Source organism: Streptomyces hygroscopicus subsp. hygroscopicus, from assembly GCF_001553455.1.
Lineage (GTDB): Bacteria > Actinomycetota > Actinomycetes > Streptomycetales > Streptomycetaceae > Streptomyces > Streptomyces hygroscopicus.
Window position 1 is genome coordinate 1 of sequence record NZ_BBOX01000646.1, and the last position, 1,810, is coordinate 1,810.

3 protein-coding genes are annotated in these 1,810 nt (G+C 71.8%); 2 read left to right on the plus strand and 1 reads right to left on the minus strand.

What is annotated here, in order from left to right:
- Window positions 1–293: 293 nt before the first annotated feature.
- Window positions 294–1,136 carry a LysR family transcriptional regulator gene (locus AXW62_RS39620; protein ID WP_060948553.1) on the minus strand — a complete coding sequence of 281 codons (843 nt, stop codon included), beginning with the start codon at window positions 1,134–1,136 and terminating at the stop codon, window positions 294–296.
- 70 nt (window positions 1,137–1,206) lie between these two features.
- Between AXW62_RS39620 and AXW62_RS39625 the strand changes: the two genes are divergently transcribed.
- Both AXW62_RS39625 and AXW62_RS39630 read left to right on the plus strand, forming a co-directional pair.
- Window positions 1,207–1,524 (plus strand): hypothetical protein, encoded by a 318-nt coding sequence (locus tag AXW62_RS39625; RefSeq protein WP_060948554.1) that lies wholly within the window; start codon window positions 1,207–1,209, stop codon window positions 1,522–1,524.
- Window positions 1,521–1,810, plus strand: a 290-nt coding sequence (locus tag AXW62_RS39630; RefSeq protein WP_159061123.1) for an SDR family NAD(P)-dependent oxidoreductase, incomplete at its 3' end; no start/stop codon positions are given. The genes AXW62_RS39625 and AXW62_RS39630, both read left to right, overlap by 4 nt.

Sequence of the window (1,810 nt, forward strand, 5' to 3'; positions counted from 1 at the left end):
TTCGAAGTCGGCCGCGGTGTCAGGGGCGTCGTCGTGACGGCGGCGGGCGCGTGCGGATGCGGCGCTCATCGGTGTCATCTCTCCTCCCTGCTCGTTGCTCTCCGGCGGGAGGCCGACACGGCACATCTGAGGTCCGCAGCGCGCAGCGCGCGGCTCCCGCCAGTGTGCCTGCTTTCCGAAGCACCTCGGTCAGTCACTCTTCTAACCGGGCGCACCGACGGCAAACCGATCTTTTCCACGGCCGCCGGCCGGGCGGGTGCGCCGGGCCGGTACGGGGCGGGGCCGGAGGGATCTCATGGGGTGACGGCGCCGAGCGCGGCGGTGACGAACGACGCGACCAGCGGCCGGCGGTCCTCCTCGTTCCAGGCGAGCACGAGGCGGCTGGGCGGCGCATCGGTCACCGGGACGCGGACCAGGCCGGCCGGTACCGGTTCGACCAGCGAGCGGGGCAGTACCGCGATCATCCGGTGCACCTTGATCATGTGGAGCATCTGGACGACATCGGCGACCTCGGGACCGGTGCCGTCGCTCCCCGGGACCCCTTTCCAGCACGGCAGCGTCTCACCCTCCAGATCGGACATGCGCACCGAGGCGTGCCCGGCCAGACGGTGCCCGGACGGGACGATGACCACACGGTCCTCGGCGTGCAGCGTCTCGTGCGCCAGGCCGTCGAGGTCGTCGAACGGCGCGTAGAGCAGACCGACGTCGGCCCGGCCGTCGCGCAGGAAGTCGGTGCGGTCGGCGGGGCCGCTGAACAGGATGTCCACCTGGCGGGCGGCGGGCTGGTGGGCGTACTCGGCCAGGATCGCGGACAGCAGGCCGGCGTCGCCGCCGGGCTTGAGCACGAGCCGCAGACGGGCCTGCGCGTCGCCGGCGCGCCGGGCGTTGCGGACGGCGGCGCTGACCGCGTTGAGCGCATGCCGCCCGTGTTCCCGCAACGCCTCCCCGGCCGGGGTGAGCCCGACGTGCCGGCTGGAGCGGATGAACAGCTGGACGCCGAGCCGGCTCTCGATCCGCCGGATCGCCTTCGACAGCGCCGGCTGGGCGATCGAGAGCCGGGCGGCGGCCCGGCCGAAGTGCAGTTCGTCGGCGAGGGCGATGACGTACTCGAGTTCGCGGGTCTCCAGTTCGATCATGCCTCAAGGTTATCGCCGAATGCCGAACGGATCTTGGACACCGGTGGCCCGTGCCACCGAGAATCGCCTCATGATCAACCACACGATGATTGTCTCCTTCGACCAGCCACTGCCCGCCGATGAACTTGATCAATACCTCACGGACATCGAACGCGTCATGCTCGACTCCGGTGCGGTGCGGTCGGTCGTGGCCCGGCGCCACATCCCCGTCCCCGGCGAGGAAGCCATTCCCGCGCTGATCGCGACCGCCATCGTGCAGATCGCCGTGGCCGACACCGACGCGCTGGCGAAGGCGTTCGCCGCGCCCGGCGTCCACGAGGTCATCGACCGCTGGCAGTCGCGGCACCCGTACAAGGTCGGCTGGGCGAACCACGAGCCGCTGGCATGAGCGCCGTGTCCCGAAGGGCGGGCCTGGTCACCGGCGCCGGAAGCGGGATCGGCCGCGCGACGGCGCTGGAGATCGCCCGGAGCGGCGCCGCGGTCGCCGTGCTCGACATCGACGCGGGCGCGGCGGCCGAGACCACCGAGATGATCAGGAAGGACGGCGGGGAGGCGCTGGCCGTCACGGTCGACATCGCCGACGAAGGCTCCGTGCGGGCGGCCGTCGAGCGCGCGGTCACGGCGTACGGCGGTCTCGATTTCGCCGTGAACAACGCCGGTATGGCCTCGCACCG